The sequence below is a fragment of the Aliiroseovarius lamellibrachiae genome (assembly GCF_018599245.1).
Classification (GTDB): Bacteria; Pseudomonadota; Alphaproteobacteria; order Rhodobacterales; family Rhodobacteraceae; genus Aliiroseovarius; species Aliiroseovarius lamellibrachiae.
This window is the reverse complement of the sequence record NZ_JAHEVJ010000003.1, coordinates 210,695-235,712: the sequence shown is the minus strand read 5'-3', so window position 1 is coordinate 235,712 and position 25,018 is coordinate 210,695. Positions and strand designations below refer to the sequence as shown.

At 55.7% G+C, this 25,018-nt stretch carries 22 protein-coding genes; 17 read left to right on the top strand and 5 right to left on the bottom strand.

Translation table 11 applies throughout. The features are described 5' to 3' along the window. The 12 genes from KKW20_RS16710 to KKW20_RS06920 all read left to right on the top strand — a co-directional run. Window positions 1–175: Flp family type IVb pilin (locus tag KKW20_RS16710; protein WP_425514261.1), on the top strand; the 175-nt coding region annotated here is incomplete at its 5' end. A 49-nt stretch (window positions 176–224) separates the two neighbouring features. Next, entirely contained in the window at window positions 225–422 is a 198-nt protein-coding gene (locus KKW20_RS06970; protein WP_214567152.1) for a Flp family type IVb pilin, read from the top strand. Between the two features lie 211 nt (window positions 423–633). Then, a complete protein-coding gene (gene cpaB / locus KKW20_RS06965; protein WP_214567151.1) occupies window positions 634–1,479 on the top strand; it encodes a Flp pilus assembly protein CpaB in 846 nt (281 codons plus the stop codon). A 267-nt stretch (window positions 1,480–1,746) separates the two neighbouring features. Beyond that, the gene (locus KKW20_RS06960; RefSeq protein WP_214567150.1) at window positions 1,747–3,156 is read left to right on the top strand and encodes a type II and III secretion system protein family protein; all 1,410 of its coding nucleotides are present in this window, start codon (window positions 1,747–1,749) and stop codon (window positions 3,154–3,156) included. Window positions 3,157–3,159: 3 nt separating this feature from the next. Next, window positions 3,160–3,825 carry an OmpA family protein gene (locus KKW20_RS06955; RefSeq protein WP_214567149.1) on the top strand — a complete coding sequence of 222 codons (666 nt, stop codon included), beginning with the start codon at window positions 3,160–3,162 and terminating at the stop codon, window positions 3,823–3,825. A gap of 360 nt (window positions 3,826–4,185) precedes the next feature. Then, the gene (locus tag KKW20_RS06950) at window positions 4,186–5,427 is read left to right on the top strand and encodes a CpaE/TadZ family protein (RefSeq protein WP_214567148.1); all 1,242 of its coding nucleotides are present in this window, start codon (window positions 4,186–4,188) and stop codon (window positions 5,425–5,427) included. Between the two features lie 13 nt (window positions 5,428–5,440). Further along, window positions 5,441–6,916 (top strand): TadA family conjugal transfer-associated ATPase, encoded by a 1,476-nt coding sequence (locus KKW20_RS06945; RefSeq protein WP_214567147.1) that lies wholly within the window; start codon window positions 5,441–5,443, stop codon window positions 6,914–6,916. Between the two features lie 5 nt (window positions 6,917–6,921). Further along, a complete protein-coding gene (locus tag KKW20_RS06940; RefSeq protein ID WP_214567146.1) occupies window positions 6,922–7,890 on the top strand; it encodes a type II secretion system F family protein in 969 nt (322 codons plus the stop codon). A gap of 4 nt (window positions 7,891–7,894) precedes the next feature. Continuing rightward, a complete protein-coding gene (locus tag KKW20_RS06935; RefSeq protein ID WP_214567145.1) occupies window positions 7,895–8,875 on the top strand; it encodes a type II secretion system F family protein in 981 nt (326 codons plus the stop codon). A gap of 68 nt (window positions 8,876–8,943) precedes the next feature. Continuing rightward, a complete protein-coding gene (locus KKW20_RS06930) occupies window positions 8,944–9,519 on the top strand; it encodes a tetratricopeptide repeat protein (protein ID WP_246534490.1) in 576 nt (191 codons plus the stop codon). A gap of 48 nt (window positions 9,520–9,567) precedes the next feature. Continuing rightward, on the top strand, window positions 9,568–10,434 hold the full coding sequence (locus KKW20_RS06925; protein ID WP_214567144.1) for a tetratricopeptide repeat protein: 867 nt from the start codon (window positions 9,568–9,570) through the stop codon (window positions 10,432–10,434). Continuing rightward, the gene (locus tag KKW20_RS06920) at window positions 10,427–10,942 is read left to right on the top strand and encodes a prepilin peptidase (protein ID WP_214567143.1); all 516 of its coding nucleotides are present in this window, start codon (window positions 10,427–10,429) and stop codon (window positions 10,940–10,942) included. Before KKW20_RS06925 ends, KKW20_RS06920 begins: the two co-directional genes overlap by 8 nt. A gap of 120 nt (window positions 10,943–11,062) precedes the next feature. Here the strand turns inward: KKW20_RS06920 and KKW20_RS06915 are convergent, their stop codons facing one another. Continuing rightward, a complete protein-coding gene (locus KKW20_RS06915) occupies window positions 11,063–12,718 on the bottom strand; it encodes a hypothetical protein (RefSeq protein WP_214567142.1) in 1,656 nt (551 codons plus the stop codon). 127 nt (window positions 12,719–12,845) lie between these two features. Here KKW20_RS06915 and KKW20_RS06910 point away from each other — a divergent pair, with 127 nt between their 5' ends. From KKW20_RS06910 to KKW20_RS06890, 5 genes are all read left to right on the top strand, one after another. Further along, window positions 12,846–14,159: an ATPase gene (locus KKW20_RS06910; RefSeq protein ID WP_214567141.1), complete on the top strand. Its 1,314-nt coding sequence runs from the start codon at window positions 12,846–12,848 to the stop codon at window positions 14,157–14,159. 77 nt (window positions 14,160–14,236) lie between these two features. Next, entirely contained in the window at window positions 14,237–16,648 is a 2,412-nt protein-coding gene (locus tag KKW20_RS06905) for a ligase-associated DNA damage response DEXH box helicase (RefSeq protein ID WP_214567140.1), read from the top strand. Window positions 16,649–16,653: 5 nt separating this feature from the next. After that, the gene (pdeM, locus tag KKW20_RS06900; RefSeq protein WP_214567326.1) at window positions 16,654–17,319 is read left to right on the top strand and encodes a ligase-associated DNA damage response endonuclease PdeM; all 666 of its coding nucleotides are present in this window, start codon (window positions 16,654–16,656) and stop codon (window positions 17,317–17,319) included. Window positions 17,320–17,384: 65 nt separating this feature from the next. After that, a complete protein-coding gene (locus tag KKW20_RS06895) occupies window positions 17,385–17,819 on the top strand; it encodes a PaaI family thioesterase (RefSeq protein WP_214567139.1) in 435 nt (144 codons plus the stop codon). Window positions 17,820–17,883: 64 nt separating this feature from the next. Continuing rightward, window positions 17,884–18,678: a crotonase/enoyl-CoA hydratase family protein gene (locus KKW20_RS06890; RefSeq protein WP_214567138.1), complete on the top strand. Its 795-nt coding sequence runs from the start codon at window positions 17,884–17,886 to the stop codon at window positions 18,676–18,678. A 16-nt stretch (window positions 18,679–18,694) separates the two neighbouring features. Here the strand turns inward: KKW20_RS06890 and KKW20_RS06885 are convergent, their stop codons facing one another. The 4 genes from KKW20_RS06885 to KKW20_RS06870 all read right to left on the bottom strand — a co-directional run bounded on the left by KKW20_RS06885 (window position 18,695) and on the right by KKW20_RS06870 (window position 24,859). Continuing rightward, a complete protein-coding gene (locus tag KKW20_RS06885; RefSeq protein ID WP_214567137.1) occupies window positions 18,695–21,094 on the bottom strand; it encodes a methyl-accepting chemotaxis protein in 2,400 nt (799 codons plus the stop codon). Between the two features lie 200 nt (window positions 21,095–21,294). Then, the gene (folD, locus tag KKW20_RS06880; RefSeq protein ID WP_214567136.1) at window positions 21,295–22,197 is read right to left on the bottom strand and encodes a bifunctional methylenetetrahydrofolate dehydrogenase/methenyltetrahydrofolate cyclohydrolase FolD; all 903 of its coding nucleotides are present in this window, start codon (window positions 22,195–22,197) and stop codon (window positions 21,295–21,297) included. A gap of 11 nt (window positions 22,198–22,208) precedes the next feature. Continuing rightward, window positions 22,209–23,090 carry a bifunctional 5,10-methylenetetrahydrofolate dehydrogenase/5,10-methenyltetrahydrofolate cyclohydrolase gene (locus KKW20_RS06875; protein ID WP_214567135.1) on the bottom strand — a complete coding sequence of 294 codons (882 nt, stop codon included), beginning with the start codon at window positions 23,088–23,090 and terminating at the stop codon, window positions 22,209–22,211. A gap of 92 nt (window positions 23,091–23,182) precedes the next feature. After that, on the bottom strand, window positions 23,183–24,859 hold the full coding sequence (locus KKW20_RS06870) for a formate--tetrahydrofolate ligase (RefSeq protein WP_214567134.1): 1,677 nt from the start codon (window positions 24,857–24,859) through the stop codon (window positions 23,183–23,185). Between the last annotated feature and the right edge of the window lie 159 nt (window positions 24,860–25,018).

Sequence of the window (25,018 nt, the reverse complement as noted above, 5' to 3'; positions counted from 1 at the left end):
CCAATTCACCGCAGACGAAGATGGCGCAGTAACCGTAGACTGGGTTGTTCTGACAGCCGCTATCGTGGGCCTCGGCATCGCCGTTTTGACATCGGTTTCCGGCGGGACAACCGGCCTTGCTTCAAAGATCTCTTCGAAGCTGAACACAATGACCATCATGAACCACGGCGGCTAAGCCAAGCGTTCAAACGATCTGACGAACAACTCTATCAAGGACTGAAACTATGAAACTTTTTAACCTGATCAACCAATTCACCGCAGACGAAGATGGCGCAGTAACCGTAGACTGGGTTGTTCTGACAGCCGCTATCGTGGGCCTCGGCATCGCCGTTTTGACATCGGTTTCCGGCGGGACAACCGGCCTTGCTTCTAAGATCTCTTCGAAGCTGAACACAATGACCATCATGAACCACGGCGGCTAAGCCAAGCGTTCTTGAATTGGAAAGCCGCGCCGGAAACGGTGCGGCTTTTCCCGTAACACGACCAAAAAGACATTGTGAATTGTTTAGCTTTTAGCGAATAATCTTTCAAAAATACATTATCTGTCCACAAATTTGCCCCAATCTCTCTCTATCCTCGAGGCGAAGTGGATCAAGTGCGCCCCACGGCGCGATATGAGTGAAAGGAAATGGTATGCGAACCGTATTTGGATTGGTTTTGATCCTGGGCGTTGCTCTTGCCGGGTTCGCCGTTTATCTGGCCCGCGATTATATTGGTGTTTACCAAGCCCAGCTAGAGGCGGAACGCGCCGCGGCTGAGGCCATTGTCCCCACCGTTCAGGTCTTTGTCTCGACCAAGGAACTCGCCTATGGCACGCGGATCACCAAAGATGATGTGCGCGCAGTAAAATGGCCCCAGGACGCCCTGCCCGACGGGATTTATCAGGACATCGACGTGTTATTTCCAACCGGCAGCCCCAATTATCGCACCGTCACCCGCGCGATGGAGAAAAACGAAGCCATTATGCAGGTGAAAGTCACTGAACCCGGTCAGGATGCCGGCGTCAGCTCGCGTTTGTCTGCCGGGATGCGCGCCTTTGCAATCCGGGTTGATGTGTCCTCCGGCGTGTCCGGTTTTCTACGCCCCGGTGACCGGGTTGACGTCTATTGGACTGGGCGCTCTGCCACCTCTTCAGGCGAGAAGGGCGAAATCACCAAGCTGATCGAAACCTCTGTGCAACTGATCGCGATTGACCAAACCTCTGACAGCAATCGCGCCTCGCCCACCATCGCACGCACTGTGACCGTAGAAGTCACCCCGCGCCAGGTGGCGGCCTTGGCACAGGCCCAAACCACGGGAAAACTGTCACTGTCTTTGGTCGGCGTACAAGACGAAACAATTTCCGGCGCGGTTGAGATTGGCCAAAGCGAACTTTTGGGCGTGACCGAAGCACAGGTTGTTGAAAAACAATCCTGTACCATCCGCACCCGCCGCGGCGCTGAAATCATCGAAGTGCCCGTGGCATGCCCAACGCAATAACCACCTAAGAGGTGCGTTTTGAACCAAAAACGCGTTGACACCGAACCAACGGGGCCCATCGCGGCCCCGTTGTTGTTGCCCTCTCACCACATCACCTTTGCGGGGCAAGTGATTGATTCTTGCAATAAAGCGAAAACTGGCGCATTCTCGCCCACAATGGGTGAAATGATCCGGAATAACCGGGCAAACTATGTGGATCAGACAGGCATTTGAACCACGTATTAATGAGACCCAATAAAATGAGGCGTGATCGAAAGGCAGGATCACATGAAAATTGATAGACTTATGAAAGCGGCCCTTTGCGGGGTTGCAATTGGAATGGCAAGCGCTCCAACAGGGGCAATGGCAGAAACATTGCGCGTCATGAATGGTGCGCCCTCGGCGGCCTTGAATGTCCCGATGAACCGCGCGGTCGTGGTGGAAAGCGATGAGCCCTTTGCGGAGCTTTCGATCGCCAACCCCGGCATCGCCGACATCTCTACCCTTTCCGATCGCACGATCTATGTGTTGGGCAAAGCACCCGGACGCACAACACTGACCCTGTTGGGCGGTGATGGTCGCCTGATCACCAATGTCGAGGTGCGCGTCGCCCCGGACATTGCAGAATTCAAAGAGCGCCTGCGGCAGATCCTGCCCGGCGAACAGATCGAAGTCCGCACCGCCAATGACGGTATCGTCCTCTCCGGCACGGTCAGCGCAATTGGCCGCATGGACCGCGCCGTAGATCTGGCGCAACGCTACGCACCGGACCGCGTGTCTAACCTGATGACGGTTGGTGGTACCCAGCAGGTGATGCTGAAAGTGCGCTTTGCCGAAATGCAACGCTCTGTCCGCAAAGCCCTGTCCAGCTCACTGGCCATCAATGGTGGTACGGGCGTTGGTGTTAACGCGGAAACCGGAACCTGGCTGGATGGCGACAACGCCATCGGCAACCCGATCACCACATCCAGCGGCACCGAGGGTGGCATGGCCATCGGCTTTAACGCGGGGTCGTTCCAAGTGGCCGTCCTGTTGGAAGCCCTTGAGACCAAAGGTGTTGTGCGCACCTTGGCCGAACCGAACCTGACCGCATTGTCCGGACAAGAGGCCAGCTTTTTGGCGGGTGGCGAATACCCGATCCCTGTGTCCTCTGGCGACAACAAAATCTCGGTTGTCTATAAGCCTTTCGGTATCGAAATGACCTTTACGCCGCGCGTTTTGGCCAACGATCTGATCAATCTTGACCTCAAGGCGGCCGTTTCTGGCCTCGACAGCACAGTCAGCTATAACAATGGCGGCTTTAACGTAAACGCCTTCCGCCGCCGCGAAACCTCTACCGTGGTCGAGCTGCGTGATGGCGAAAGCTTTGCCATCGCCGGCCTGATCGAAGATGACTTTCGTGACCTCAGCGGTCAGGTGCCATGGTTGGGCGACATTCCGATCCTCGGCTCGCTGTTTCGTTCAGCAGAATTTGAACGCAAACAATCCGAGCTGGTGATTATTGTGACCGCCCATCTGGTGACACCAACCCGCGGCGAGGCGCTGGCGCTTCCCACCGACCGGATCAAACCACCGTCGGAAAAAGACCTGTTCCTCTTTGGCAATACCGCCGCCCCGAACCGCCCCACCAAAGGCGCGGCTGGCGAAGTTGCGAAACAGGATTTCTCCGGGTCCTATGGCTATGTGATGGAGGATTGATCCATGAAAACCGCAAAGATCAAACCCCTTCTCGTCGCCACCTCGGTTCTGGCCATCTTGGCCGGTTGTGGTGAAAAATCCCAAGGCCGCTGGAGCGGTGAAGCGGGCGAATTTATCAACGAGGGTTACTTCACCTCGGCGACCACCCATAACACCGGCGTTCAAAACGGCGAGATCAACTATGTGATCGATCTGGCCAACCGCTTTGCGCAAGAAGTGCCCGATACGGTGAATTTCGAGTTTAACAGTGCCATTCTCAGCGCCGAGGCCCGCACCACGCTGGCCGCGCAAGCCCAGTGGATCCGCCAGTTCCCAGAAGTGCGCTTCCGCGTCTTTGGTCACACCGATCTCGTGGGATCCGCCGCATATAACAAACGCCTTGGCATGCGCCGGGCCCGTGCCGCGGTCAACTATCTGATCAGCCAGGGCATTGATCGTCGCCGCCTGGAAGCCGTGGTCAGCCAGGGCGAAACCCAACCGCTGATCGCCACCAATGGTCGTGAAATGCGCAACCGTCGCACAGTGACCGAAGTGTCTGGTTTTGTGCAACGTCACCCGACCGTCATGAACGGAAAATACGCAGAGGTGATTTTCCGCGAATATGTCGCAAGCGCGGTTCCGGTGCCGGAACTGACCGAAGCAGGCGTGGACAGCGGCGTTTCGAAATAACTCCGCTGAACAGAAAAGCAAAAAGGCGTCTCATTGAGGCGCCTTTTTTGTTTTGCCCTCTCGTCCCCCCTATCTTTCGGTTTTAGGACAAAAATCACCTTAACCATTTGTGATAAAAGACTTAATTCCAATTGAAGCCTGTTGTTGAAATCGAAACAGCACAGCGTCCGCCCTTTTGATCGTGTCGAATTGACGAATAATTACGATCTTTTGGCCCCAATGTTGCCCTGATTGGCTGTCACAAAAACCAAGAAGCAAAGCAGTGCGCGCCTGAAATTCGAATCGCGCGTGGTCCAACCGCCAACAGCCACACAAAGAAGCTGAGGCCCCAAACGGACCGAACCAAGGAAGGAACAAGCAATGAGTAGCAGCGTTGCGTTACAACCAGATGCCGCCCCAATCGTCGCCTGTACGATTTCTCGGGACGTGCAGAATTTCGACCTGTTGATCGAAGACATGGAAACCGAACTGGGCGAAGCCTGGGGCGACCTGTCGATTGATGATGCCGTGGCCTTTTTCGGCCAACCGGAAGCCGACACTTTGGAATTTGTTGCCATCGCCATTGATGACGACGACGAAGAAGATCTGGCAAAGGTCGCCATGACGGTCAAAACCGCTGTCGACAAAGGCATTAAGGTTGTTGTCATTGCTGAAGAGGTCAGTCCCATTGCGCTGCACCAGCTTTTGAAAATGGGGGCGGCTGAATTTGTGCCCTATCCCCTGCCCGAAGGCGCCTTGCATGACGTGATTGACCGCTTGCGCACCCCTGCCCCCAGTTTGCCCGCCCCCGGAGATGCAAATGCAGCAATCCGACCAAAGGGCGACCGCGAAGGTGTGATTTTCGCCGTGCATGGTCTGGCCGGCGGCACCGGGTCCACCACATTGGCGGTGAACTTGGCCTGGGAATTGACCAAGGTTGAAAAGGAACGCGCGCCCCGCGTGTGTCTTTTGGATTTTGATCTTCAGTTTGGCACGGTTTCAACCTTCCTTGATCTGCCACGACGGGACGCTGTGTATGAATTGCTGTCCGACACCGAAGCGATGGATGTCGACAGTTTCATGCAGGCGATGCTTCCCTTTAACGACAGCCTTCAGGTGCTGACCGCGCCCAATGACATGCTTCCGCTGGATATTTTGACCAGCGAAGATGTCGAACGGATTGTGGAAATGGCCCGCAACCATTTTGATTATGTGGTCATCGACATGCCGACCGCCGTGGTGCAATGGACCGAAACAGTGCTGAATGCGGCGCATCTGTATTTCACCACGTTGGAATTGGACATGCGCTCGGCGCAAAACGCGCTGCGAATGGTCAAAGCCTTGAAATCCGAGGATTTGCCAGTGTCAAAACTGCGCCATGTGCTGAACCGCGCACCGAAATTCACCGATCTTTCTGGCAAGTCCCGCGTAAAGCGCCTTGCGGAAAGCCTTGATATTACGATCGAAATTCAACTTCCTGATGGGCTAAAGCCTGTCACACAAGCGGGCGACCATGGTCTTCCTCTGGCCGAAGCAGCGCCGAAAAACCCGCTGCGCCGAGAGATTCAAAAGCTTGCGAAATCCGTGCATGAAGTAAACCAAGCCGCCGTTGAGGCGAGCTGAACCGGAGGCTATTATGTTCTCACGTTATAAAAAATCCGGCCAGCGCCCCGCACGGGCAAATGGCACACCCAATTTACAGGCTGTGGCGGGTGGCAAACCGAATGCGGCCCCAGCCGCGGCAGCACCTGTGGCAAAGAGCGCGGAAAAAGTGACCCGTCGCGCCGCACCCGAGAAAACACCCGCACGCGCCGCCCCTTTGGACCGGGAACGCAAACGCAAAGAGCGCCTGTCGGACATTAAGGTCGAGCTCCACAAAGAGCTGTTGGACAACCTCAACCTGTCCGCCCTTGAACAGGCGTCAGAAAAGGATTTGCGCGCGGAAATCACCGACATCACCTCGGAATTTTTGACCACAAAAGGCGTTGTTTTAAACCGTGACGAACGGCTGAGCCTGAACCAGGAGCTTTACGACGAGGTGACCGGCCTGGGTCCGCTTGAGACCCTTTTGAAAGACGAAACCGTCAACGATATTTTGGTGAACGGCCCGCAACAGATCTTTGTGGAACGGGACGGCAAACTGCAACTGACGGATATTACGTTCAAGGACGAACGCCACCTGATGCGGATCATTGATAAGATCGTATCGGCCGTTGGGCGACGTGTGGATGAAAGCAACCCGCATGTGGATGCGCGTCTGGCCGATGGGTCGCGGTTCAACGCGATGGTGCCACCGATTGCGGTGGACGGATCGCTTGTGTCCATTCGGAAATTCAAAAAAGACAAGCTGGGCATTGAAGAGCTGGTGAATTTCGGCGCGTTCTCGGAAGAGATGGCCGCTTATATTCAGGCGGCCGTGGCGTGTCGGTTGAACATCATTGTGTCAGGCGGGACCGGGTCGGGTAAAACCACCACGCTGAACGCGCTGTCGTCCTTTATTGATGACGCAGAACGTATTCTGACCATCGAAGACACCGCCGAACTTCAGCTCCAACAGACCCATGTGGGCCGGATGGAAAGCCGCCCTGCCAACGTCGAAGGCAAAGGGGCCGTCAGCCAGCGGGACTGTTTGAAAAACGCCCTGCGGATGCGTCCAGACCGGATCATCGTGGGGGAAACCCGTGGTGAAGAAGTGATCGACATGTTGCAGGCCATGAACACCGGCCACGATGGATCAATGACCACCATCCACGCCAACTCGGCCCGTGATGGGGTGTCACGTCTGGAAAACATGGTCGCAATGGCCGGGATCGAGATGCCGCTTAAGGCGGTGCGCTCGCAAATCGCCTCGGCTGTGAACCTGATTGTCCAGGCCTCGCGTCTGCAGGATGGGTCGCGCCGCATGGTATCGATCACCGAAATCACCGGCATGGAGGGCGAAGTCATCTCGATGCAGGAAGTGTTCCGGTACGAACGTCTTGGCCTAGAGCCTGACGGCAAAATCATTGGTCGTTTCAACGCAACCGGCGTGCGGTCGCATTATTCGGATCGTTTCCGCCAATGGGGCTACGACCTTCCCGCCACTTTATTTGAACCGATTGTAGACAGGTAACCGATATGTCCATTTCGCCAGAACTTCTCATTTACGGCCTGATTTTCGGTGCGGTTCTCTTGCTGGTCGAAAGCATCTATTTGGCCGTTTTCGGCAAATCGATCAGCCTGAACAGCCGCGTGAACCGCCGCCTTGATCTGTTGGACAAGGGCGCGCGCCGCGAAGAGGTGCTGGAGCAGCTGCGCAAAGAGATGAGCCAGCATATGAAGGCCAAGGGCTTTCCGCTCTATTCCTTGCTGGCGATCAAAGCACAAAAAGCCGCAATTGCCTTTAGCCCTGCACAGCTTTTGATGGTGATGGCCGGGCTGTCAGCGATGGCTTATGTGGGCATCACAGTTGGCACCTCGGCTGCGGCACCGGTGCGCATTGCGGTCTCGTTGGCAATGGGGATCGGCGGCGTTTACATGTGGGTCGACAGCAAAGCCAAGAAACGCATGGCGATGATGGAAGAACAACTGCCCGATGCGGTGGAATTGATGGTGCGGTCCCTGCGCGTGGGCCACCCATTCACCTCGGCCATTCACATTGTTTCGAAAGAAGTGCCTGACCCCTTGGGCACAGAAATGGGCATGATCGCCGATGAGGCCGCCTATGGCCGTGACATTGGCGACAGCCTGAAAGCCATGGCCGAACGCCTTGAAATGCAGGATCTGCGCTTTTTGGCGGTCGCCGTGACCATTCAACAGCAATCCGGCGGTAACCTGGCGGAAATCCTTGATGGTTTGGCCAAAGTGATCCGCTCGCGGTTCAAACTTTTCCGCCGCGTAAAAGCGATCACCGCGGAAAGCAAATGGTCCGGCATGTTCCTATCCGGCTTCCCGCTTCTGGCGCTTGTCATGATCAACGTGATCCAACCGCATTATTATGACGACGTAAAAGAAACCGCATATTTCATCCCTGCTTGTCTGGTTGTCGCAGGATTTCTGGTCGCCAACGTCTTTGTCATGAAGATGCTTGTGAACATCAAGGTGTAAGAACATGATTGAAACGCTTAATCAGATGGTGATTGACAAGCTTGGCCCAATGGGGCCGCTGATGGCCGTGGGGGGGCTTGGCTTTTTGCTGATGCTGATCACCCTGCCGGTATTGTTCAAAAAAGAAACCGATCCGTTGGACAAATTGCGCGATGCGCGCAAAAACAACGCCACAAGCGACGAAAAACAAGCGCTGCGTGTGGGGGGTGGCAATGACAAGCTTGAGAAATACGCAGCCTTCCTCGAACCACAAGATGATGAGGAATATTCCGCCATTCAGCTCAAGTTGCTGCAGGCCGGGTATGTGGGCAAAAACGCCGTCCGGACCTTTCACTTTGCGCAATTTGCGCTGGGGATTGGCCTGCTGATCGTGGGCGCCATTCTGGTCTTTATCAAATCGCAAAACCCTGACGTTCCCATGACCGCAACGAACAAGATGATGTGGATCCTTGGGCCGGGCATCGCGGGCTATATGCTGCCAAAATACTGGGTCACACGGCGTGTGGAAGAGCGTAAAGAAGAGATCATCAATGGTTTTCCCGACGCGCTGGATATGATGCTGGTCTGTGTCGAAGCGGGTCAATCGCTTGACCAATCCATCATTCGCGTCGCCGCCGAAATCCGCGCAGGTTTCCCTGCTTTGGCCGATGAGTTCGATATTGTCAGCCAGGAAATGAAAGCCGGGAAAGACCGCGTGCAAGTGTTGCGTGATATGTCTGAACGGGCCGGCGTCATGGATGTGTCCAGTTTTGTCACCGTGCTCATTCAATCGGCGACCTTCGGGACGTCCATTGCCGAAGCCTTGCGTGTCTTCTCTGCCGAAATGCGGGATAAACGTGTGATGCGCGCCGAAGAAAAGGCAAACACCTTGCCCACCAAGATGACACTTGCCACAATGATGCTAACAGTTCCGCCGCTCTTGATCATTTTGCTGGGGCCATCGGTTTACAACATCGCACAAACCCTCTCGCAGGTCAGCTTCTGATCCCTGCACGGGATAAAAAGGAGTGACGGGTGCCGAGAATTTGCACTCTTGCCGTAAAGATCACCCTGATGTCCGCGCTGATGATTTCAGTGGCCGGGTGTCAGGGTCTTGGCAATTCAGGGGGCAGCCGCGGATTGGGCACAGCCCCGACCCAAAAACCAGACAGCCCCTATGCCCCTGCCGGATCAACCCGCGGGGCGGCGTCAGTGGACGGGCTAATTGTTGGCCATCGGTTGATGCAGGCGGGGGAATATGAACTGGCCCTCAAGGCTTATCTGCGATCTGCCGCCGATCATGGCATCACGGTCGATGTGCTTTCGGCGATTGGATCGGCAAACTTGCAACTTGGTCGTTTGGGTCAGGCGGAAAGACAGCTTCGTCAAGCTGTTGAAAAAGACGAGCGTTTTGTCCCAGCGTGGAACAATCTTGGCGTTGTGCTGATGGAAAGAGGCGACATTGGCGAAGCGGCCCGCGTGTTCCGTATTGCCTACGGGTTGGATAGTGGCCAATCTGCCGACATTCGCGAGAATTTGCGCTTGGCCCTCGCCAGACAAGAAAACGCCGATTATGATACCGTGGATGAAAATGAATTCGCGCTGATGCGACGGGGAAGTGGGGATTACCTGCTCCTCTCGACACTCTAGAGCCCACAAGGGCCAAGCGCGGCAAACGAGCAGTAGAGGACGCACCACATGCGCCAGTCAATCCTTGTCACCTTGTGTCTGGGCAGTGCCTTGGCCTTGTCCGCCTGTCAAAAGCCCAACAATGGGCCTGAAGATGTTGAACGCGCCCTGGCAGACCTGAATGTCGTTGATGAAAGCAATCTTAACGACATCATGTTGACCATCGGTGATCCCAATGAGGCGGTCACCTATTTCAATCGCGCCGTGAAAACCCAACCAGACCGCATTGATCTGCAACGTGGCTTGGCCAAATCCTTGGTGCGCGCCAAACAACCCACTCAGGCTGTGACCGTCTGGAAAAAAGTGGTCGCCCTGCCCGGTGCCACCGCCGAAGACCGCGTGGGCCTTGCCGATGCGATGATCCGCGCAGGTGACTGGGGACAAGCCGAGATTGAACTGAACAAAGTTCCCCCCACCCACGAGACCTATAAACGTTACCGTTTGGAAGCGATGGTGGCCGACAGCAAGAAAGAGTGGAAAAAGGCCGACAGTTTTTATGAAACCGCCGTCGGGCTTTCGACCAAACCATCTAGCGTGTTGAACAACTGGGGCTATTCCAAACTGACCCGCGCAGATTACAAAGGGGCTGAACGGCTGTTTTCCGATGCGCTGACCTATGACCCCAACATGTTCACCGCCAAAAACAACCTTGTGTTGGCCCGCGGCGCACAGCGCAAATATGACCTTCCCATCGTGAAAATGACCCAGGTTGAACGGGCGCAGCTTCTGCACACGCTTGCGCTTTCGGCGATCAAACAGGGGGACGTGACCATGGGCAAAGGCCTGTTGCAAGAAGCCATCGACACCCATCCGCAGCATTTCGAGGCCGCCGTGCGCGCCCTCGCCGCCTTAGAGAACAACGTTGCAAATGGCTGATATGTTGACGGTCCAAACCGCCGCTTCCGCCCTGTGGTTTCTTCCCTTTGCCGCCCCGATCGGCGTCTGGGTGGCCCTGAACGATATGGCGCGGATGAAGATCCCGAACAAAGCTGTGGTGGCGCTGTTTGTGGTGTTTGCCGTGATCGGTTTGGTCGCCCTGCCCTTGGCCGATTATCCATGGCGGTTTTTACACCTTGTCGTGGTTTTGGTCATTGGGTTTGTGTTGAACCTCGCCGGGGCGCTTGGGGCGGGGGACGCCAAATTTGCCGCCGTCATGGCCCCCTTTATTGCGCTTCAGGATGTGACAATGTTTTGCATGTTGTTTGCCGCAACGCTGATCGTGGGGTTCGCCCTGCACCGCACCGCACGGGCCATTCCCGCCGTGCAACGCGCCACCCCAAATTGGGAAAGCTGGAAGCGGAAAAAAGATTTTCCGATGGGATTATGCCTTGGGGCCGCATTGATCCTGTATCTGGTGATCGGCGCGCTTTACGGTCAAAGGTAACCCCTTGAAACAAAACGAAAGCCCCACAAAATGCGGGGCTTTTCTTTGTTTGAAACGTCCCGCCAAAGACGCGTGTTTCAAGTTTATGGCGGAACGCTTTAGCATGAATGCAGTCGCCCCTCAGGGTTTCTGATCAAACGTCTTTGGCAGCGCGTAAAGAATGTAGTATTCAGTGCGCCGCAGCTCTTTGATGCCGGATGACCACTCCTGCTCTGTGATCTCATCCAAGATCTGTTTGCGTACATCCACCGACAACGGAAAGAGCGGCACCAGCAACAGATCCGCGTTCTCAATCCCCGTCAGATCGCCGTAATACCACGGCGCCGCGCCCTTGACCGGCTCGCCCGCACCATACATCCAATAGCTTGGCAACAGATCCGCCACAAACATGGATTTTCCATCCACGACGCCAGAGGCCACCAAATCGTCAGCGATCACCCGAAACCACGCAATCATGCCCAGATCCAGGCTGCGCCACGGCAGATCCTCGCCCAGAAATTTCACCTGATCTTTGCGCATCTCTTCGTCATAAAACGCCGAAAAAATCGTGTCCGGCCCGTCGATGGCATATTTCGCATCCAAGCGATTGGCGCGCACATCAAAGGTCAAAAGATCCTCTTGCCCCGCGACACCGACCAGCACCGGCACATACTCCTCTGTGTCTGTCACCAAATGGCGAAACGGGCTTTGCGCGATGTTGATGAACGATGGCATCGCAAGCACAAATCCAACCGTCGCCGCCAACAGGATCCCACGCTGCAAGTCCCAACCAAAGCCGTTGTATACGGGCCGCGCTGGCACCAAAGAGATCAGCAAAATCGCCAAAATCCCGACCCATTGCGGATCATTTCCAAAGTTCTGAAAGGTGACATAAAAGAACCCCGGCAAAAGCAGCATCAGCACCAAACCTTCGCGCATCTGCCCGCTTTGGCGCAGAAACACCACTGCAATCAGCCCCAGCAAGGACCCGGACAAATACGCCGGCGCGCTGACCACATCGCCAAAGGGCAACCCCGGTTGCGGGCGCACACTGCTTCCTGCGACGTTCATCAGATCTGACATATAATAGAGCCAAAACAAGGGTGTGCCGACATAAAGCGTCATCAATCCAACCGCAATTAGGCCAGACAAAAGTGCCCAAAGCACTGTTTTCCCGGCCCCGCGCGTGAACAATGCCACGAGCACCGCAGGCAAAAACGCCGCAAAATAGGTCACTTTGATCATCGCCATGACCGAGAACGCCAAGCCAATAACAATGCCGTCCACCGGCTGTCCCTGACCCGAGCGGTTTTGGTTCGGCAACACCGCCGCCACAATCGCAAGGAAGGCTGCGGCCCAGGCCCACCGGTTGTAATGCATAGAAACAGAGACCGCGGTATTGCTTTCTCCGTGGATCAAGCCAAGGCACAACACCATTAATGCCCCGGAAAACACAAACCGCCACACCCCCTTTAAGCGCGTGTGCGACACCCACCAGATGGCCGGGAAAAACACCGTTGCAACAAGTACTTGCCCCCATAGAAACGCGGTTCCAACGCCCATGCCCAGCTTGGTGAAAATCACAATCGGGCTAAAGGCCAAAATACCGATTGGCGTTACAAAATCCAAATGCGGGATCTGCCCGTCGGTCATCCGCAACAGGATTTGCAACAGATGCAGCGTGTCGCCCTCGTGCTGTTTGATATACAGACCGCCCTTGGCCAACAGTGCGCCCGACAGGATCACCATCACCGCCAATTGCACACTTGCCAAAATGATGCCTTTTTCTTTGCTCATACCTGCCCTCTTCGTTGTGTACGAAACAGAGTAATCGCCCCAAATCGGGGCCGCTTCGTTGCTCTTTTGGTCATTGTTTTGACTGTTAAAGCCGCGATGCGCAAGTTTTGGGTGAGGAGCAGACACCATGAACATGCATACCGCTGATTTGATTGCGCCCCCAGCGCCACGGTCCTTGGCTGATATGAAACTGACCATGGTGATGATGCGGGACATCCTGCTGAAAACGATGTTCCGCACCAATCTGGAACAGGTCAGTGATCTGGAACGCACCCTCGCCCTTCCCGGCCGCGTCGTGCAGGAGTTGATCGATATATGCCGTGACCAAGGCCTGATCGAGGCGATGGGTACCTTGCACGCCGGATCGCAAAGCAATGAAATGGGATATCGCCTGTCGGACACCGGAAAAACCCGCGCGCTTGATGCGCTGGCGCAGTCCGAATATTACGGCGCAATGCCCGTCCCGATGGAGGTCTACGCCGTTCAGGTCAAGCGCCAGTCCATCCGCAACATTCAAATGTCACGCGACCAGCTGACCGGTGCAATGGGGCATCTTATTCTGCCCTCTGATCTGCTTGATCAGCTTGGCCCTGCGGTTGGATCTGGTCGTTCCATCCTGATGTACGGCCCGCCCGGAAACGGCAAAAGCTCGATCTCAAACGGGATCCGAGACGCCCTTGGTGACAAAATCTATGTTCCCCAAGCCATTGTTTATTCTGGACAAGTTATCACGGTTTACGATCCGATCGTACATACCGCTGTGGACGAGATGAAAGAGGATCCAAACTCGCTGCGCAAAGCCTCGGCCAAGTTTGACCGTCGGTATATCCTATGTGATCGCCCCACGGTGATCACCGGTGGTGAATTGACGCTGGACATGTTGGATCTTAAATACAACGCCACCGCGCGCACCTATACGGCGCCGCTTCAGCTGAAATCCTCCGGCGGCGTTTTCATCGTCGATGACCTTGGCCGCCAAGCTGAACCGCCGCAAAAACTGATCAACCGCTGGATTGTCCCGCTCGAAGAAAACAAAGATATCCTCGCGCTGCAATCAGGTGAAAAATTCGAAGTGCCGTTCGACACTCTCGTCATCTTTTCAACCAACTTCCACCCGAATGAGATTTTCGACAAAGCGGCCCTGCGCCGGATCTTTTACAAAATCAAAATCGACGGGCCGGACCAAGAGGGTTTTCTCAAAATCTTTGCCATGATGGCCCGGAAAAAGAAAATGCCCTTGAACGAAGAAGCGCTAATATATCTGTTGCAGAAAAAATACCCAACTATTGCAAACGTTTACGCAAACTATCAACCGATCTTCCTGATCGATCAGATGATCTCCATCTGCGAATTTGAGGGCATCCCCTATCAAATGACCCCTGATCTGATCGACCGTGCCTGGGCAAATATGTTCGTGCGCGACGAGGAAATCATCCACTAAATCACTATTTGCCAGAGGGGCGGCACGCCAGCCGTGCCCCTCTGGTACTTTCTGCGTACGCAGCCTATCGTGGTGGAATGACCCCATTGCCCCCGGCATTCATCACCTGGTTTGCATCGCGCGGATGGGCCCCCCACCCCCACCAAATCGCAATGCTCGACCGGTCAAATGAGGCGGCAACACTGCTAATTGCGCCCACTGGTGGCGGGAAGACGCTCGCAGGTTTCCTACCTTCCATGGTCGATTTGGCGCAAAATCCGCATAAAGGCTTGCACACACTCTACATTTCGCCGCTAAAAGCGCTTGCCGCCGATATGCGCCGGAACCTGCAGCGCCCGGTTGAGGATATGGGCCTGAACATCCGGATCGAGGACCGCTCGGGCGATACCACACAGACGCGGAAAAAGGCACAGCGTGCCGACCCTCCCCATATTTTGCTGACCACACCAGAAAGCCTCGCTTTGCTGTTGTCCTATCCCGACGCCCCGCACATATTTGCCGGTCTCAAACGGGTGGTGGTGGACGAACTTCACGCGCTTGCGGAAAGCAAACGTGGCGATCAGCTGATGCTTTGCCTGACACGCTTGCAGGCGATGCGGCCAAATCTTACCCGCGTCGGATTGTCCGCCACCGTGGATGACCCGGATGCGTTGGCGCGATATCTTGCCCCGCACCCGGCAATTTGTGACGTCCTGACCGCCGATCCCGGCCCCACGCCGGACATCCAAATGCTGCCCACAAATACCGCCCCGCCCTGGTCAGGTGGCGGCGCACGTTACGCCATTCCTGAGGTGTTAGAGGCCGTAAAAGCCCATAAAACCACCCTGATCTTTCACAACACCCGCGCCCAGGCCGAGATCTTTTTCCATGACCTTTGGTTGGCCAACACGGACAATTTGCCCATCGCCATCCACCATGGCTCGCTCGACCGCAACCAGCGCAGCAAGGTCGAGGCCGCGATGGTCGCGGGGCATTTGCGCGCGGTGGTCTGCACCGGATCGCTAGATCTTGGGCTTGATTGGGGCGATGTGGATCTGGTCATCCAGGTTGGGGCACCCAAAAACATCAAACGGCTGGTGCAACGGATCGGCCGCTCTGGACATCACTACAACACCCCCTCTAAAGCGTTGATTTTGCCTGCAAATAGATGGGAAATTCTCGAATGCCAAGCCGCGATTGAGGCGGTTGTCGCCGATGATTTAGACGGGGATCCGCGCGGGCCCGGCCCCCGCGATGTCTTGTGCCAACACCTGTTGATCACCGCTTGCGCCGCGCCGTTTGATGCAGACACAGTTTTTGCTGAGGTCACGCAGGCCGGCAGCTATGCCGCCCTCACGCGTGCCGACTTTGACGCGTGCCTCGATTTTGTCGCCACCGGCGGCTATGCCCTGCGCGCCTATGATCGCTGGCAACGTTTGAGGCAAACAGCGCAAGGGCTTTGGCAATTGCGCGACCCCCGCCAAGCCGCCCTTATCCGCATGAATATCGGCACAATCATTGACACCGACACGTTGAAAGTGCGGATGCGCGGGCGCGGTGGAAAGGCCTTGGGCGAGGTCGAAGAAAGCTTTGCCGCCTCATTGACACCGGGGGACACGTTTCTGATTGGTGGAAAAATTGTCCGCTTTGAGAGCCTGCGCGAAATGGTTGTTCAAGTGTCCAATGATCGGGGGCGCAGGCCGCGGTTGGCGGTGTTTTCCGGCACCAAATTTTCCACTTCGCTCCTGCTGTCAGACCGGATTTTGCACCTTTTACAAAGCGGCCGCTGGGACACGCTACCCGCGCATACGCAAGACTGGGTTTTACAGCAAAAAACCGTTAGCCAGCTGCCTGAGCCGGGGCGTATTCTGGTTGAAAGCTTCCTGCGGGACGATCGCGCGCATACATGCTTATACGGGTTTGCGGGCAAAAATGCGCAGCAGACCCTGGGGCTTTTGGCAACCCGCCAAATGGAGCAATTGGGCCTTGGCCCCTTGGGGTTTGTCGCCACCGATTACGCCACCCTGATCTGGTCCATCCACCCCGTGACGGACCCTGCCCCATTGTTCGATCTGACCCATCTGCACGCGGGGCTGGAAACATGGCTGGGCGAAAATGCCCTGATGAAACGCAGTTTCAAAACCGCAGCCACCATCGCGGGGCTGATCACGCGCAACCATCCCGGCCAACGCACCACCGGGCGGCAAGCGACCTTTAGCACCGATATCCTTTACGACACATTGCGCAAATATGACCCCGACCACCTGTTGCTGGCCCTGACCCGCGAAGAGGCGATGCGCGGCTTGATTGACTTTGGCCGGATCAAGGCCCTGTTGTCGCGCACACAAGGTAAAATTGATCACGTCTGCGCCCCCCATGTCACCCCGTTTAGCGCGCCATTGTTTCTTGAAATTGGCCGCGTCCCGGTGGAGGGTACAGGACAGGATATGTTGTTGGCGACGGAGGCCCAGAGATTGATGGCAGAGGCGGGGCTTGCGCAAAACGAATGAGCGACCTGAACGGATATAGCTTTTTATTTGCAGGCACAGCACTCACATTGTTGCCGTCCGGCGCATTGTGGTGGGCGCAGGAAAACCTGCTTTGCGTTTCGGACCTGCATTTGGGAAAGGCGGAACGGATTGCGCGGCGCGGCGGCCATCTGTTGCCCCCCTATGAAACCAAAGACACGCTGATCCGGTTGGAACGGGACATCGAACGCACGGGCGCGCGAATTATCGTGTGTCTCGGTGATAGTTTTGACGATCTGACCTCGGCCCAAAATCTAGCACAGGACGACGTCATATGGCTGACCCGGCTTATGGCCGGACGGCGCTGGGTTTGGATCGAAGGCAATCATGATCCCGGCCCGGTCGAGTTTGGTGGCACCCATTTGGCCGAACTTTTCCACCCCCCCCTGCACTTTCGCCACATCGCCAAAAAGGGTGCGGCCTGCGAGATTTCCGGGCATTACCACCCCAAAGCGCGACTGAACCTGCGCGGGCGGCGCCTGTCGCGCCCCTGTCTGTTGACGGACAGCGACCGCGTCATCCTGCCCGCCTATGGCACCTACACCGGCGGCTTGCGATCGGATGACGCAGCGCTAAGTCAGCTGATGCGCCCAGAGGCGATCGCCGTCATGCTGGGCACACCGCCGCACCCCATTCCAATGCCGCGAAGCTGATGGTGTAACAGTTTGGAAATATTGACATGATGCGTTGCTAACCGCGTCGCAACAAGGAGAGTGGAATGACCTGTCGCCCGGAAAATGTGGCCCGTATCACCGCAAGTTTTGGTGCCCAATCCATGATGCACAGTTTTGGCGCCTCATTGACAGAACTGACCGAGGGGTGTTGCACGATCTCAGCCCCAATTTTAGATGGGAACAAACAGCAACACGGATTTGGCCATGCGGCATTAACCTTTGGCCTTGGGGACACCGCCGCAGGGTATGCCGCTTTGAGTGTGATGGATCCGCAAGACGAAGTGTTGACCGCGGAAATCAAAATCAACCTGTTGGCCCCTGCCCATGGCGATCGCTTGGAGGCCCAGGGTCATGTGATCCGGGCGGGCAAAAGGCTGATCAGCGTTGAGGCCAAAGTTTGGGCCGTCACCGACGAAGCACGGGTGCAAATCGCCGCCATGCTGGGAACAATGGTGCCGGTACGTAAAGCCCGGCCCTGACGCAACGTGACACTTTCCTCAGTCTCCATTTTGCCCAAAATGACCGAAACTTCAGGAGCATCAAATGTCTGACCGCGTGACCATCACACAAGAAGATCAAGTCGCTATCGTAACATTGTCGCGGCCAGAAAAACGCAACGCGTTGGATTTGGAAATGATCGAAGCGATTGTTGCGGCAGGACAGGAGCTGGCCAAGCGCAAAGATATTCGGGCTGTGGTTCTTACCGGCGATGGAGAAGCATTTTGCGCAGGACTAGACCTTGCTGCGATGCCTTTAATTGCGCAAGCCGCCATGTCCGACGGTGGCTTCACGCAACGAACGCACGGAAATTCAAACCTATTTCAAGCCGTCGCCATGGTTTGGGCCGAGCTTCCGCAACCCGTTATCGCCGCGGTACATGGGTTTTCCTTTGGCGGAGGGTTCCAACTGATGTTGGGCGCCGACATTCGCATCGCCGATCCCAACACCAAGTTTTCGGTGATGGAGGGGCGCTGGGGTCTGGTGCCTGATATGGGGGGAATGGTTCTGATGCGGCGTCTGGCACGCGAAGATGTCATTCGAAAAATCACCTATACCGCACAGGTATTTTCCTCTGACGATGCGCTGGCATGGGGGTTTGTGACTGAGCTTAGCGCGGCGCCGTTAGAAGCGGCAAAAGCATTGGCACAGGAGATTGCTGGAAAATCCCCTGACGCGGTCAGGTCAGCGAAAAAGCTTATATCCGACACCGAACTTACGGGTTGGCACGAGACCTTGGTCGAAGAAAGCAAAGCGCAAGAAGCTTTGGTCGGGCAGAAGAACCAAATGGAAGCGGTCATGGCGGGGATGCAAAAGCGCCCTGCGAAGTATTCCGACTAAGGGTCGAACCGAACTATCATTCGGCAGCAAAGGCTCCTTCTTCGATAGATGGATCCCTCTGTCGCTGTTGATCTTGAACCGCCAACTTACCCAAAGCTGTTTCCAACGCGCGCGCTTGCTCGCGCAAATGCTCACTATCTTCACGCACTTGATCAAATAGCGTTGCGTTTTCTTGGGTCGCGGCATCAAGGTGTGTGATGCTTTCACTTACACTGACCAAGCCTTTGGCTTGTTGGTTCACAGCCTCGGCTGCTTCAGACGTCTGACGCGAAATTGTCCCGATCGCAGTGCTGATCTCGGTGACTTTTTCCATGGCCTGCGCCACCATGGAAACCGAGTTTTCCACAGCATGGGTGCTTTCATCAACAACGGAAGTGATTTCACCCACAGCATCTGATGATCGCTGTGCAAGCGCACGCACCTCTGATGCAACCACAGCAAAGCCCCGGCCACTATCCCCTGCGCGGGCGGCTTCCACACCCGCGTTTAGGGCCAACAGGTTGATCTGAAACGCAATATCTTCGATCACGCTGACTATTTTATTGATGTTGGTGGTTGTTGCCGCGGCGGCGTCCAACGAGTTCACCGCGCGTTCGGCCACCTCAGAGGTGGTTGTTGCGTTCTGCTCCGCCTCCGTTGCGCTTTCGCTTGCGCGTTCGATGTTTTCTGAAACCGATGTAACGGTTGAGCTTATTTCTTCAAGAGCCGCAGCGGCTTCCTCCAATGAGGAGGCCGAACTTTCCGTACGGTGAGCAAGCGCTGTTGCGGCCGAGCGGATATCATCTGATTTTCGCGCCACCGTTGTTCCGCTGCTTGCAATCGCATCCACCATGTCTTCCAGCGTATGCAGCGTGAGGTTCATGTTGTTCTGCAATTCGGCAAACACACCTTCGTAATCTCCATCCATCCGCGCGCGCAGATTGCCGATTGCAAGCTCCTTTAACACCCGCCCAGTTTCGCCCAGGCTGGTTTCTATACCAGTCATCAGGGTGTTAATGGCATCAATCATCGCCGATAAGGTCGCGCTACTAACTTTGGTATTTGCGCGGTGGCCAAAATCGCCCCGCACCGCATGGGCAATTACGTCATTGATCTCTTTTTGAACCAGTTCCATCTCGTGCAGGCGCTCTTTTTCAACCCGTGCAACCTCATCAGCAAATGCCCGCTCTTTCTGTTCTTTTACGATGTTCTCCTGCAGAAGTTCTCGTTCACGCTGGCTGGCATCTTTTTGCTGCTCCTCCAATTCAACGGCATGAAGCAAGTTTTCGCGAAAGGCTTGCGATGCACGAGCGATCGCGCCAATTTCGGTGTCTGACAGCATGTGATCCACATCAATCGAGGTGTCGCCCTTGCTCAGCTTATCAAGCTCTGTTGCAATATGGCGTGCTGGTCGGGCGATTTTCCGCAACAATACATGCGAGGTCACAAACGCCGTGGTGCCAAGGGCAGCCACCACAAACACAGAAACAATCAGCGCAAGGCTTTCCATTTTGCCAAGTGTAAGATCCAAGTGATCCGCGGCCTGATCCGTTTCGGACATCTGCGCATCCACCAAAGCCGCAATTCCGGCAAGCGCGGGCGCATCCGACACTTTGACTGCTTTGTCGATTTCAGCCACCGACTTACCCTGTTTGACCATGGCCACCGCTTGTTCCATCGCCGTTTCATAGGCGTTGATCACCGTGGTGATATCGTCAAGCGCAGTCTGTTCACTTGGGGTCACGTCAAAGGATCGATAGCCTGCAAGACTTGCGCGCACCCCTTCCAACGCCGATGCGACCAGTGCGATACGTTTTTCATCTTTTCGAAGAACATAGTTCTTAAACTGGTGGATCAAACCGCCATACCCAAGTTCCCGTTTTAACGTGACAATATAGAAATGCTTGCTGGGATGCCCCCCCAATTCATCGGCCTCGGTCAATTCAAACAAATACTGCAATGCATTCAGGGCTTCGGCATCTTGAACAACAAGATCCTCATCGACCGCTTCCGGTGTATTGCCAAAAATATACGCCGCTTGGGCCGCTTGCAGGGCAGCCGTATAGTCATTGACCGTTTTACGCAGGGCGTCGATCGCCGCTTGTTCCTGTTCGGACGGGTTCTGCGTCGCGAGGTCATGAAGCGCGTTCAACACATTTTGCGCAGATTGCCCCGCCTGGGCCACTTGCTTTTTGTCATTGCGGATCACGTAGTTCTTGAAATGATGAATAAGCCCACCATATCCAAACGAGGTGACGATATCCGTCAGCGCGCGTGAACGTGCCGCACTTGCGTGTTCATATGAATGCCACGCCTCGCGGCTTTCATTGATTTGCACAAACATGTAAATCGCAGCAGCCGACAGAAAAACGCCAATCGTGCTGATCAAAGCAACGAGATAGCGTGACATCGACATGATGGACCAAGCTCGGGCCATTTCAATCCCCTTCAATCGGTTTCCATTCGGAACCTAAGCAAAGGAGATGAACGGGGCGTTAGGGCGGCAAAAAAATTCATTCAAATTTTACGCATCTACCCGAGAGGGTGTTTATTTTGAGTTGTCTCCATCAAAAAAAGGGATGTTCCGGTCATCCGGCCCACCCCTTTTTAGATTTAGAAACAGTGTATTACCACTGATTAGGCGGTCAGACCCTCTGGTTCCACCAAGCCATTTGCCCGGCAACACGCGGTCAGCGTATTGGCCAGCAAACAGGCGATGGTCATGGGGCCAACGCCGCCCGGAACCGGGGTAATCGCACCGGCAACCTGTGACGCGGATGCGAAGTCAACGTCACCAACCAGCTTCATCTTGCCTTCGCCTTTTTCCGGCGCAGGGATGCGGTTGATACCCACATCAATCACGGTGGCCCCGTCTTTGATCCAGTCGCCCGGCACCATTTCGGGGCGGCCCACAGCGGCGACAACGATGTCGGCGCGGCGCACAACGTCTGGCAGGTCTTTGGTGCGGCTATGCGCGATGGTCACGGTGCAGCTGTCGCCCAGCAAAAGCTGTGCCATTGGCTTGCCTACGATGTTTGAGCGGCCCACCACAACGGCGTTCAGCCCGGACAGGCTACCGTGGTGATCGCGCAGCATCATCAGACAGCCCAAAGGTGTGCAGGGCACCATGGATTTCTGACCCGTTCCCAACAGGCCCACGTTCGAGATGTGAAACCCGTCCACGTCCTTGGCAGGATCAATGGAGTTGATCACCAGATCTTCGTTCAGATGTCCCGGCAACGGCAGCTGCACCAAGATACCATGCACAGCAGGATCCGCATTCAGCGTGTCAATCAGCGCCAGCAAATCTGCTTCAGAGGTCTTTGCATCCAGTTTGTGTTCATAGGAATTCATCCCACATTCCACGGTCTGCTTGCCCTTCGAACGCACATAGACCTGGCTTGCGGGATCTTCGCCCACCAACACCACGGCCAAACCAGGTGTGATGCCGTTTTCGTCCTTCAAACGGGTGACATGGGCAGCAACTTTTTCGCGCACCGTGGCGGCAAACGCCTTTCCGTCAATGATCTCGGCTGTCATCAGACCTCTCCTTAATAATCCGTGTGGGCGTAACTGTCCCGATAGTGGTTCATTTGCATTTCAGTCGCATGTACCGCGTTTGACATGAGGGTGGCAACGGTCACTGGACCAACACCGCCGGGCACCGGGGTGATCCAGCCAGCCACTTCGCGACAGCTGTCCCAATCGGCATCGCCCACGGTTTTGCCGTCCACCCGGTTGATGCCAATGTCAATCACCGCACAGCCGGGTTTCAACATCTCGCCGGTGACCAGACCGGGCACGCCAACAGCGACAAACACCGCGTCCGCTGCGCGTGAATGCATCGCAACCGAGCGGGTCAAGTGGTGACACACCGTCACAGTCGCCCCAAGGCCCATCAACAGGAACGCAATTGGTTTGCCGACGATTTCCGAATGGCCAATCACGGTCACATTCAGACCTTCGATATCAATGGGCAGAGTTTTCAGGATCTCTACGGCGGCCACAGCCGTACATGGCCCAAGCGCCAGATCATTATAGACAATATTGCCGATCGAGGCGGGGTGCATGCCTTCCACATCTTTCAGCGGATGCACAAGTTTTTGAAAGGTTTTCACCGGAATATGATCCGGCAAGGGGCGCTGAATGATGATCCCATTCACGCGCGGATCGGCGTTCAACCCCTGAATAATCCCGGTCAGTTGCTCAAGCGAAGTGTCCGCATCATAGTTGCGCGCCTCAAACTGAACCCCTGCGCTTTCCGCTGATTTTTGCTGGTTGCGCACATAAAGCTCTGCCGCGGCCACGTCCCCCACGGAAAGGGACACCAGTTTGGGCTGCCAGCCTTTATCCGCAAGTTCACCGGCGCGCACGGCCACGTCATCACGGAGTTTTGCGGCAATGGATTTGCCGTCGATAATTGTTGCGCTCATGTGGTTTTGTCCTTTGTCTGAGGGCGTTCGAATCGCTCAGACAGTTCTTAGAAAGTGTAAGGGGGGCGCGTCGCCCCCCTTGGTCAAGTGTCTTAGAAAAGACCCTCAATTTCGCCATCAGAGTTCAGACCAATGGTCATCGCCGCAGGTGTGCGTGGCAGGCCCGGCATGGTCATGATGTCACCACAGACAACCACGATGAAACCAGCACCGGCCGACAGGCGCACTTCGCGAACCGGCACAGAGTGACCGGTTGGTGCGCCGCGCAATGTTGGATCAGTTGAGAAGCTGTATTGGGTTTTCGCCATACAGACCGGCAGGTTGCCGTATCCAGCATCTTCCCATTCTTTCAACTGGTTGCGCACTTTTTGGTCGGCCAAAACTTCGTCCGCACGGTAAATGCGCTTGGCGATGGTTTCGATTTTCTCCATCAAAGGCATCTCGTCAGGATAGATCGGTGCAAAGCTGCCGGTGTCCGCGTCAGCGATTTCAGCAACACGGGTCGCCAGATCAGCAGAGCCTTCAGACCCCAACTCCCAGTGACGCGACAGGATCGCCTCAGAACCGTGGGTCTCCACGTAGTCTTTCACGGCCTGCACTTCGGCATCGGTGTCGGTGACAAAGTGGTTGATCGCAACCACAACCGGCACGCCAAACGATTTCAGGTTTTCAATGTGACGGCCAAGGTTGGCACAACCGCTTTCAACGGCGTCAACATTCTCTGCACCCAGATCGGCTTTCGCAACGCCGCCGTTCATTTTCATCGCCCGCACAGTGGCAACCAAGACCACAACCGACGGGGCCAAGCCCGCTTTGCGGCATTTGATGTTCATGAACTTCTCAGCACCCAAGTCAGCGCCGAAACCAGCCTCGGTGACCACATAGTCGGTCAGCTTCAGCGCGGTTTTGGTGGCAATAACCGAGTTACACCCGTGGGCGATGTTGGCAAATGGGCCGCCGTGCACAAAGGCTGCGTTGTTTTCCAGCGTTTGCACCAGGTTTGGCTGCATCGCGTCTTTCAAAAGCACAGTCATCGCGCCATCCGCACCAATGTCACGGCAATAGATTGGCGTGCGCTTGCGGGTATAGGCCACAATGATGTCGCCCAGACGTTTTTGCAGGTCTTGCAGATCGTCGGACAGGCACAGGATCGCCATAACTTCGGACGCCACAGTGATGTCAAAACCGGTCTGACGTGGGAAGCCGTTTGAAACGCCACCCAGCGACACAACGATGTCACGCAGGGCACGGTCATTCATGTCGACCACACGACGCCACGCCACACGACGCTCGTCAATCTCCAGCTCATTGCCCCAATAGATGTGGTTGTCGATCATGGCCGACAAGAGCGAGTGGGCAGAGGTGATCGCGTGGAAGTCGCCTGTGAAATGCAGGTTCATTTCTTCCATCGGCACAACTTGCGCGTAACCACCGCCAGCGGCCCCGCCCTTCATGCCAAAGTTCGGACCCAAGGACGCTTCGCGAATACACACCATCGCGTTTTTGCCGATGCGGTTCAGACCGTCACCCAGACCAACAGTGGTCGTGGTTTTGCCTTCGCCCGCAGGGGTCGGGTTGATCGCTGTCACAAGGATCAGCTTGCCATCGGTGCGGTCCTGGACCGAGTTGATGAACTCTTGGCTGACTTTGGCCTTGTCGTGGCCGTATGGCATCAGGTGCTCATACGCGATGCCAATCTTTTCGCCGATCTCTTTGATCGGGCGTTTCTTTGCTTCGCGGGCAATTTCGATGTCGGATTTATAGCTCATGCTGGTTCCCTTGAGATGTGGGCTGCGATCTTATATCTGCACCCTCAATATCTGGGCTTTTGATTTCACACAGGATGGAATCCGACATAATCCCCCCCGAATTCGTCGCTTTGACATACAGTGGTATTCCGTTTGGCCCCCGAAAAGCGGCAAAGTTTC

Bases quoted from the DNA above. Each gene is read 5' to 3' on its own strand.
- KKW20_RS06870 (WP_214567134.1), bottom strand. From the start codon at position 24,859: ATGAGCTATAAATCCGACATCGAAATTGCCCGCGAAGCAAAGAAACGC.
- KKW20_RS06875 (WP_214567135.1), bottom strand. From the start codon at position 23,090: ATGAGCGCAACAATTATCGACGGCAAATCCATTGCCGCAAAACTCCGT.
- KKW20_RS06925 (WP_214567144.1), top strand. From the start codon at position 9,568: ATGCGCCAGTCAATCCTTGTCACCTTGTGTCTGGGCAGTGCCTTGGCC.
- KKW20_RS06930 (WP_246534490.1), top strand. From the start codon at position 8,944: ATGTCCGCGCTGATGATTTCAGTGGCCGGGTGTCAGGGTCTTGGCAAT.
- cpaB (WP_214567151.1), top strand. From the start codon at position 634: ATGCGAACCGTATTTGGATTGGTTTTGATCCTGGGCGTTGCTCTTGCC.
- KKW20_RS06890 (WP_214567138.1), top strand. From the start codon at position 17,884: ATGTCTGACCGCGTGACCATCACACAAGAAGATCAAGTCGCTATCGTA.
- KKW20_RS06885 (WP_214567137.1), bottom strand. From the start codon at position 21,094: ATGGCCCGAGCTTGGTCCATCATGTCGATGTCACGCTATCTCGTTGCT.
- KKW20_RS06950 (WP_214567148.1), top strand. From the start codon at position 4,186: ATGAGTAGCAGCGTTGCGTTACAACCAGATGCCGCCCCAATCGTCGCC.
- KKW20_RS06935 (WP_214567145.1), top strand. From the start codon at position 7,895: ATGATTGAAACGCTTAATCAGATGGTGATTGACAAGCTTGGCCCAATG.
- KKW20_RS06905 (WP_214567140.1), top strand. From the start codon at position 14,237: ATGACCCCATTGCCCCCGGCATTCATCACCTGGTTTGCATCGCGCGGA.
- KKW20_RS06940 (WP_214567146.1), top strand. From the start codon at position 6,922: ATGTCCATTTCGCCAGAACTTCTCATTTACGGCCTGATTTTCGGTGCG.
- KKW20_RS06915 (WP_214567142.1), bottom strand. From the start codon at position 12,718: ATGAGCAAAGAAAAAGGCATCATTTTGGCAAGTGTGCAATTGGCGGTG.
- folD (WP_214567136.1), bottom strand. From the start codon at position 22,197: ATGACAGCCGAGATCATTGACGGAAAGGCGTTTGCCGCCACGGTGCGC.
- KKW20_RS06970 (WP_214567152.1), top strand. From the start codon at position 225: ATGAAACTTTTTAACCTGATCAACCAATTCACCGCAGACGAAGATGGC.
- KKW20_RS06920 (WP_214567143.1), top strand. From the start codon at position 10,427: ATGGCTGATATGTTGACGGTCCAAACCGCCGCTTCCGCCCTGTGGTTT.
- KKW20_RS06945 (WP_214567147.1), top strand. From the start codon at position 5,441: ATGTTCTCACGTTATAAAAAATCCGGCCAGCGCCCCGCACGGGCAAAT.
- KKW20_RS06955 (WP_214567149.1), top strand. From the start codon at position 3,160: ATGAAAACCGCAAAGATCAAACCCCTTCTCGTCGCCACCTCGGTTCTG.
- KKW20_RS06895 (WP_214567139.1), top strand. From the start codon at position 17,385: ATGACCTGTCGCCCGGAAAATGTGGCCCGTATCACCGCAAGTTTTGGT.
- KKW20_RS06960 (WP_214567150.1), top strand. From the start codon at position 1,747: ATGAAAATTGATAGACTTATGAAAGCGGCCCTTTGCGGGGTTGCAATT.
- KKW20_RS06910 (WP_214567141.1), top strand. From the start codon at position 12,846: ATGAACATGCATACCGCTGATTTGATTGCGCCCCCAGCGCCACGGTCC.